6 protein-coding genes are annotated in these 7842 nt (G+C 40.2%); 4 read left to right on the top strand and 2 right to left on the bottom strand.

Annotated elements, in window-relative coordinates; genetic code table 11:
- Positions 1–3023: NB-ARC domain-containing protein (locus ACFE90_RS14130; RefSeq protein WP_375501478.1), on the bottom strand; the 3023-nt coding region annotated here is incomplete at its 3' end.
- A gap of 441 nt (positions 3024–3464) precedes the next feature.
- On the opposite strand from ACFE90_RS14130, the gene ACFE90_RS14135 reads away from it, so the two are divergent.
- Positions 3465–3644, top strand: coding sequence for a CopG family transcriptional regulator (locus tag ACFE90_RS14135; RefSeq protein WP_375501468.1), 180 nt, complete (start codon positions 3465–3467; stop codon positions 3642–3644).
- A 558-nt stretch (positions 3645–4202) separates the two neighbouring features.
- Here ACFE90_RS14135 and ACFE90_RS14140 read toward each other — a convergent pair.
- Entirely contained in the window at positions 4203–4349 is a 147-nt protein-coding gene (locus tag ACFE90_RS14140) for a ribbon-helix-helix protein, CopG family (RefSeq protein ID WP_229493684.1), read from the bottom strand.
- Between the two features lie 880 nt (positions 4350–5229).
- Here ACFE90_RS14140 and ACFE90_RS14145 point away from each other — a divergent pair.
- The 3 genes from ACFE90_RS14145 to ACFE90_RS14155 all read left to right on the top strand — a co-directional run.
- Complete coding sequence (locus ACFE90_RS14145) at positions 5230–5730, top strand: fatty acid hydroxylase (RefSeq protein ID WP_375501470.1); 501 nt, start codon at positions 5230–5232, stop codon at positions 5728–5730.
- Between the two features lie 433 nt (positions 5731–6163).
- The gene (locus ACFE90_RS14150) at positions 6164–6400 is read left to right on the top strand and encodes a hypothetical protein (RefSeq protein WP_375501472.1); all 237 of its coding nucleotides are present in this window, start codon (positions 6164–6166) and stop codon (positions 6398–6400) included.
- Positions 6387–7842: GAF domain-containing protein (locus ACFE90_RS14155; protein WP_375501474.1), on the top strand; the 1456-nt coding region annotated here is incomplete at its 3' end. The genes ACFE90_RS14150 and ACFE90_RS14155, both read left to right, overlap by 14 nt.

The following is a 7842-nucleotide window of genomic DNA, read 5'->3' on the forward strand; positions in this document are numbered from 1 at the left end:
TTCACTGTTCGGTCATGACTACCACTAGCTAATGTATAACTGTCAGGGCTGAAAATGACTGACCATGTTCTACCATTATGTTCTCGTAAAGTATTGAGACATTCACCAGTACTGATATCCCAGAGTTTTATTGTTTGGTCATCGCTACCACTGGCAAGAAAATGGCTGTCGGCACTAAAAGTAACTGATGTAACTCGATTACTATGCCCTCTCAAGATTTTAAGACATTTACCAGTACCCAGATCCCATAACCTTATGGTTCGGTCTTCGCTGCCACTAGCAAGTAATTGAGAATCAGGGCTAAACACAACTGATGTGACTCTCGTACCATGTCCGTGCAAAGTTTTGAGAGATTTACCAGTCATAGCATTCCACAATGTCACTGTTTGGTCATTACTGCCACTGGCAAGGATATTATCGTTTGGACTGACAGCAACTGACCATATCCCATTATTGTAACCCTGGAATGTCTTAACACATCTACCAGTAACGATATTCCATAACTTTACCGTTTGGTCATCACTGCTACTAGCGCAAATGTTTTTATTTATACATGTCGCTAACGACCATACCCTATTTCTATGTCCTTGTAAAGTTTTAAGACATTGACCAGTACTAAAATCCCATACTTTAACTGTTTGATCATCACCGCAACTAACAAGCGCATTACCATCTACACTAAAGGTAACTGAATGTACCAAGTCAGTATGCCCCTGCAAAGTTTTAAAACATTGAGCAGTACTAATGTCCCAAAGTTTCACTGTTTGGTCATGGCTCCCACTAGCTAGTGTATTACCATCAGGGCTGAAAGTGACTGAGTATACCCTCTGAGTATGACCCTCTAAGGTTTGAATACATGAACTGCTGTTAATATCCCACAGCCTTACCGTATAGTCATCATTTCCACTTGCCAATATGTAATCTTTTGGACTGAAGGCAACAGACCATACACTACAACCAACTTCTTGTAAGGTTTTTAGACATTTGCCTGTAGTGGTATTCCATAGCTTCACTGTTTGGTCATCACTGCCACTAGCAAGAACCTGACTGTCGGGACTAAAAGTGACTGAACGAACCCCACCACTATGACCCTCTAAAGTTTTAAAACACTGACCATTATTGGTATCCCACAGTTTTATTGTTTGATCATTACTACCACTAGCAAGAACCTGACCGTCGGGACTAAAGGAAACCGACCAAACCCAACCAGCATGACCCTTACAAGTCAGAATTTGCTGACTACTAGCAACTTCGTACAAGCGAATTTCTCCATTGGTATCACCAGTAGCTAAAAGCTTTCCACTGGGGCTAAAGGCTACCGAAAAAATACCACCAAAGGTTTCAACAAAAACAGACTTAGCTAGATGGGCGTGAGCAAAATTTGCATTATGTAACTTGACGTTTTGCAGGTCGGCTTGCCAAATAGTTAGATAAGAAAAATCATAACCGCTAAGATCGGTTTCTAAATCACAAAGTAGGTTAAAGACATTTCCTGCCGTATAACTTTGTTCTAGGGGAGATATCTCTCGTAGAGTTGATAAAATTTGAGCTAAGTGATTTTCTAGGGGTTTTTTACTTCTAAAGGCAGTAAGCAGACCATTTATAACTGGTTTGATGATAAGGCGAATTTGAGTATCCTTAACATATTCTTTTGCTGTGGCTTTTATCAAAGCTTTGCTCGTGAATAAATCAAGATTCTGAGTAACAATCTCCTCACAGACCTTTTCTATCAACCTATTAGTTACATACTCCATGACTACAGGCTGGAGGGTAAAAAGTGATCCAGTTTTTTCAATGAGTGTAGGCGCAGCCTTCTCGATTAGCGATCGCCTTCCTAAAGATTCCACAGCTTCAAGTAATTTTGCTGCTGGTACTGGTGATGTAATATCATCCTGCAGTTCTGAGAGCGTAATCGACTCACGATTAATCGCTAACCAGTACATGATATCCTTTTCTAAATCTGACAAACGTTCAAATTGCTGCTCTAAAACATCACGAATGTCGCCAAAAACAGATGTGTCTTGTTGCAAAAATCCAGTCACATTACCATCAAAAACATCTTGAATGGTCGTGGCAACTATCTTCAACGCTAATGGATTGCCTGCATAGCGTTCAATCATTACTTTCCATTCCTCCTCAGCCGCCGATAGTCCCTTGAGTTTTAAGATTTCTTGCCCTTCTGCCACCTTTAAACCATTCAGTGATAAAGAGCGAACAGGTAATGCTTGTCCTTCTAGCAATGCCACTTCTCTAGGTTTTTCACGACTAGTCAGCACTAAGCAGCTTTGGTGAGTTGCTTCTCCTACCCGTCTTAAAAGCTCACCATATTCCTCATATCCTTCTCGATAAAGTCCGGCGCGGCTACCACTGCGGAGAATTGACTCTGCATTATCAAGTATTACCAAACAGCGATGATTTTGTAAATAATAGAGTAGGCGTGATACCCTCTCGCTAAAGCTTTCTGGTAAGTTTGCTTCCGTTTCCTGCTCGTCAGATAAAAATTGGATTAAGTTACCTAGAATAATTTTAGCAGGTGGAGCTTCTCGTAGCGATCGCCAGATTACATACTCAAAGTTTTCCTGAATCTGTTGAGCAAATTTTACAGACAGGGCTGTTTTCCCAATGCCTCCTATTCCCAATAATGCAATTAATTGACAGTGTTCATTAAGAATCCATTGCTCTAGGGTATTAAGTTCTTCTGTACGTCCATAAAAAACTGAGTTAAAGATAGCTTCTCCCCAATCTAGACGAGTATTTGAGCTTGAATAGTCGCTTTTATCTATTTTTAACTTAAAAGCTGAAAAAAGCCTCTCAATAGTCTGTTTATCAACTCCTCCCTCCCGATTCAATACTTTCGAGATGGTAGCGGAATATAACCCCGATCGCGCACTCATTTCTTCAAGAGTATACCTGTTTCCAAAATTTTCCCTTGCTTCTGACTGATGCTTTGCTTCCTTAATTTTTTGTAACCCCTTGTTAGTAAGTGCAACGCCACGCTTGCGTCTCCAATTCTGTAAAGTCATGTATTAACTCACTGTTGGTGTAATTACCTTTGATTAAAAGGAATTATCTACTAGGTTGCTATAGATATGAGGTGATAGCCATAATAAACTAATAATCTTATGTTGCAGAGGATTTAAAACAGGTATATTACCAAAATATTCACTGATGAAAACCACTTTTGGCAATCCACTCGTTTCAGTAATTCAACACCGCTTGCTCAACAGATAATCTGGCTTGTGGGACATTGCTGACATCATCTCTTCAGCCGAAAGCTTCTTGGACTTGGGTAATGGCAGATTCATTCCGTGTGCTTTTAGTTATTTGATACCTTAGTTTTTCAGTAATAGACTTGGGATGCAAAGCTTAAGTTCAATCTAAAAATCCTGATTTTCACTGGTAAAGATATTTCGGAATTGGCAAGCTTGATAAATAAAGTTTGTATATATCTAGCCTATCAATCAATGAATAAAACTGCTGCACTTAAATTTCCCCGTTTCGCAACCTTCAGTAAAAAAAGGGCGCTTAAGCGAATTACCTTAAACTTGACATTAGATGAAGCTCAGAACCTTGAAAAGTATTGTGAACAGACAGGTAGACCCGCAACGGATGTAATTCGGGAACTTATTCAAGCCTTGCCTTGACCTGACTTTTCATGCCAAGTCTGAAAAACCCGAGTCCAGAAGAGCCACGGCTAAAGTAGAAGGGGTTGCAGATTTGGATAAAGGTTTTTAAATTTACTCTGACAAGCGTAATTCAACAGAGGTAATCATAGATTAGACCAGCGTTGCATAAATGCGGGATGAATAGGTGGTTGAAAGGATTGAAAACTCGTTCCAAATTGAGCAAAATCATCCTATGATTCAGCAACGCTCGCCGATTAGACCCTCACGACTGGATATTTGCTATTTAAATTCTGTTGTTTGTTGCGAAAATACTAAAAAACAAAGGTTATAAATTATTTTCTGACGGAAGTTACGACAGAATAAGGATATTTGCTGTAGCAGGGGAGGTAAGTCCAAAACTAGGGCAAAAGTCTAAGTTTAGGCACTCCCCCATGATTATAGAAGCTCAGACCACCCTTCGGGAACGGCAAAACCGAACAGCCGTAGGCAAGCCTGAGTAGTTACCTCCAATTCAACCACATTCTAATGCTTATATCTTGAGAATGAACCAAGGTTAAATGGTTCGCAAATCTACTTTTATTTTATCAGTGGCAAAGCTCGAATCAGTTCTCGAATCACATCCGTTGCTGGTCTGCCTGTTTGTTCGCAATACTTTTCAAGGTTCTTGGCTTCATTTGATGCCAGGTTTATAGTGATTCGTTTGACGGCCCATTTTTTGTTCATGCTGAAACAGATAAATCGTGTAATCATACCTTCAAATCCTGATTTTACCTTCCCAACTGGAAAGTAACCTAAATTTGGGATATGCCGAGATATCTTTTCAAGAGGACAAGTTGTAATTGAAGGAGGCAGGCCACAGGAGGCAGTTCTTGCTGGAGGAGCAAATCATCCAGGGATTTGCAGAGAGGATGATGCTGATTGATAGTCTACTATAGGACTAATAATTGATTTCTGAAAAAGCCCGGTACAGATCGAAAAGCCTAATTCCTTATTCCCTACTCCCTACTCCCCGCCCACGTAGATAATTTAAAAAATAAAATACGATTCCTATATTATGGCATGTAATTAATTCTAGATGCTCCAGATTTAGCCGCCTCTTAATTTAATTGTCAAGCAGCTTTCCTCACCTTGATAACCCAGGCTACCTTGGCAGAATGCCTATTTCTATTGTTCTGATTAAATTTTTAATTAAAGCTTAATTGCAATCAGCTTAGTATTAATAATACTGAAGAAGGCCTTAACCTAAATTTGTACTAATTTTAACTTAACCTTTGCTTACGCTCTATGTCTTAGTAAGAAGATTATGTAGTAACTATGGTAAAATACAGTATTCCCATCGGGATGTAGATGTATTACTACCATTAATCCAGAGTTAAAAGCCAAATTGGAGGTTCTTACAAGTTGCTGTTTACTGCATTAAGGATTGTAGATTCATGAAACTGCAACTCATCCAATTACATATACTCTGAGTCAAATTAACTGGAGTGTAGACCCATGAAATGCATAGATGATGCAAGCATCATAGAAAATCAGGTGTCTACGTATACAGCATAAGATTTGCATATTTTCTGTGGAGTTTTCTTAACTTACTTGAGGAGTACAAATGCTTGAGGCTATCGCTGTTGCTTGGTTATTACTGTTTTTTGGCGATTTTCTATCTACATTTTTTTACCACGTACCCGAGCACGTTTTTGGTAGCCTACATTTAAAAACGCACCACTCCTGGAAGAAGGACTTTCGCCACTACGCTATTTTGACTTTTAATCCCCAAGTTCTTTTAGATGGTATCTTGGGGGCTTTGCCTTATGTACTTATAGCAATAGTCTTGTGGCCTTTCTCTCCCATCGGCGTTATCTCTGGATTACTGCTTGGTCAGTTTCATGTATGGTGGAGACACATAAGTGTACTAGGTTGGCAAACTTCAAAGCCTGTCAATATTTTATGCCAAATTCTATTTATTACTACTCCTGAAAGACACTGGTTGCACCATCACAAAACTAATTTGGGTTTCGGTGATATTTTCACGTTCTTTGAACAACCTGCACAAATGTGGTTACGCTGGCTTCGGCTACTCAGACTTCGTTTTCGCTACTCTCGGATCTAACTGAAGCTAGCGCTTACCTAAAAACTTTTTAAAATTAGCAAAAAAGGCTGCGATCGCAGCTTTTTTTGTAGACTATTTATTTTTTGCCAGACAGAAGATTATTCCAGCCTCAGAAAAGCTGATTCCCAATTTACGAGTAGTCGCAACAAGAGACACCAATTGACCATAGCTTTTAATCTATGCCTTTATAGAATTGTGAAAGCTTTATTTATAGTTTTTTTATAACTCATCAAAAAGTAAGCGATTTCCGTAGACGGAAGGACGCCTCTACTACGGCATTTAAATATATTTGTTAATGCTCAACTTTGTTGTTATATCGCCCATCTTTTTGGGAAAACTAGTCTTAATTAGTAAATTATTATATCCCTAGATTTTTATGACAATTTCTCTCTTTTTCGGAAATGCTAGGCGTAGCTTCCTTTTCCGAAGGGGTATGGATAGCTACGGTGAAGTAAGCACGAGGCAGAAGGCAGAAGGCAGAGGGTTGCAATACAGTTTAGGCTACTTTTCTATAGGAGAGGCCGCGCGATCGCAACTGGTAAAAACTAAGAAAATGCCTGTCTTTGGAAACTTAGCCCTAGAGGTAGCAGATAAAATTAATAATCTGGTTGGCATGAATACAGCCAATTTACAACTTGCTATTTATGAGGTGTTTCATGTCCACAGTTAACCTCAGAAAGATGCTCAACAAAAAAGAGTTGCCATCTCTACTTCATAACTTAATTTACCAGTTTAACATTGCGATTGATGTTGAACTAGTAGACGGCACGAAACTGATTAGCATTGGGGAGCAAACTGCAAAAAACCGATATCCAATCGAGGTGTCAGGAGAAATCATCGGTTGGGTTGTTGGGGAAGAACAGGCAACTCTACTTGCGACTTTGCTCTCATTTCTGGCAAAGCAGGAAGCTGAGAAGAAAGTACTCGCCAAAGAATTGCTGGAGCGATATCAGGAAATTGATTTGTTTGACGATATCTCGACTCAACTGACAACAAGTTTAGATACGCGACAGATTGCCCAACTTGTGCTTCAAGAATTGAGTCAATTAATTGAATCATCTGCGGGGATGATTCTGCTTTTGAGTCCAGATGCAACTGCGTTTGAAATCATTGCTGAATTTGGAGTGTTTTTTGACCACAGTCAGCCGGAACCGGGTAAGGGAATTATTGGTGACATTGTGCAATCCAACCGCGCAGAACTGGTCAATGATGTGCAAGCCGATCCTCGCTTAGAGGAGCAAAAAAACGTTAATGCAATGATTTGTGTACCGTTGCGAGCCAAAGAGCGGGTACTGGGAGCGATCGCTATTGGAACGCCGAAAACTGACTCATACATGGCTGAACACCTGAAACTTGTGAGTATCTTTGCCTCTCAAACAGCGATCGCTATTGAAAAAGCTGTGCTTTACGAGCAAAGCACTCAAGCAGCCGTCCAGGCAAAAGCTCAGACACAGAGACTTCAGCAAGCTCTTCATGAGTTGCAATTGGCCCAAACTCAGTTAATCCAAAGCGAAAAAATGTCAAGTTTAGGACAACTCATTGCCGGAGTTGCCCACGAAATCAACAACCCGGTTAACTTTATTTGCGGCAATTTAAAATATGTTGCCGAATACGCTAAAGACTTATTACACCTGTTGGAAAATTATCAGAAATTTCTACCTGTTGCTCCCCCAGAACTGGAATCAGAGTTGGACAATATAGACCTGGAATTTATCATGCAGGATTTCCCCAAACTGCTAGATTCGATGAAACTGGGTACAGGTCGCATCGTTGAAATTGTCCAATCCCTGAAAAACTTCTCCCGCCATGACGAAGCTGAAATGAAAGCCGTCAACATCCACGATGGCATCGACGGAACGCTAATGATTCTTCACCATCGCCTGAAAGCAGATGTTCATCGTCCGGCAATTGAAATCATTAAAGACTATGCAAAACTTCCCCTGATTGAATGCTATCCCGGACAGTTGAATCAGGTGTTTATGAACATCCTGGCAAATGCCATTGATGCTTTGGAAGAGGGCATGGGAGATTGGGGAGTTAAGAGTAGTCCTCAATCCCCAATCCCCAATCCCCAAATCACTATTCGCACCAGAGCCATTGACCACCAGTGGG

This window comes from uncultured Nostoc sp. (assembly GCF_964245445.1).
GTDB lineage: Bacteria > Cyanobacteriota > Cyanobacteriia > Cyanobacteriales > Nostocaceae > Nostoc.

Coding starts and splice junctions, on each gene's coding strand:
- ACFE90_RS14145 (WP_375501470.1), top strand. CDS start 5,230: ATGCTTGAGGCTATCGCTGTTGCTTGGTTATTACTGTTTTTTGGCGAT.
- ACFE90_RS14135 (WP_375501468.1), top strand. CDS start 3,465: ATGAATAAAACTGCTGCACTTAAATTTCCCCGTTTCGCAACCTTCAGT.
- ACFE90_RS14150 (WP_375501472.1), top strand. CDS start 6,164: ATGGATAGCTACGGTGAAGTAAGCACGAGGCAGAAGGCAGAAGGCAGA.
- ACFE90_RS14140 (WP_229493684.1), bottom strand. CDS start 4,349: ATGAACAAAAAATGGGCCGTCAAACGAATCACTATAAACCTGGCATCA.